The following is a 512-nucleotide window of genomic DNA, read 5'->3' as shown; positions in this document are numbered from 1 at the left end:
CCGGCGGCTTTGTAACGCACCCTGCAAGCGTCAGCGATGTGAGGGCGATGACGAAGGCTTTCATGAGTATTTTTGAACCCTGGCTCAGTCGGTGAGCCGCTGGCTGGCGAAGCGGCGGCGATGCCGAAGCGGTATTGGGCCCTGATCTGGTGCGTTCCCCGGCAGGCCGGTTGCGGCGGGCGGGGGCCGGGCGTCGCACATTGACGCCATAAGCTGCGCCGGCGCAACATCGCCGGCGCCGGTGGCGCGGGCCTCAGGTTTCCACTGGGCCGCCGGTTTTCTTCCAGGCGCCGAAGCCGCCGTCGATGTGGGCGACGGGCTTCAGGCCCATTTTCTGGGCGGTGTCGGCGGCGAGGGCGGAGCGCCAGCCGCCAGCGCAGAAGAACACGAAGGTTTTGTCTTCGCCGAACTGCGGCTTGTAATAGGGGCTGGCCGGGTCGATCCAGAACTCCAGCATGCCGCGGGTGCAGGAGAAAGCGCCGGGAATCTTGCCTTCGCGCTCGCGTTCGCGC

1 protein-coding gene is annotated in these 512 nt (G+C 67.2%); it reads right to left on the bottom strand.

The window, feature by feature from the left end:
- Window positions 1-253: 253 nt before the first annotated feature.
- Window positions 254-512 (bottom strand): rhodanese-like domain-containing protein (locus tag AC4FS3_RS29570; protein WP_491023509.1); only part of this gene is annotated, 259 nt, incomplete at its 5' end.

Source organism: Pseudogemmobacter sp. TB195 (assembly GCF_058313095.1).
The sequence above is the reverse complement of the archived record's forward strand: the minus strand, read 5'-3'. Positions and strand labels throughout refer to the sequence as shown.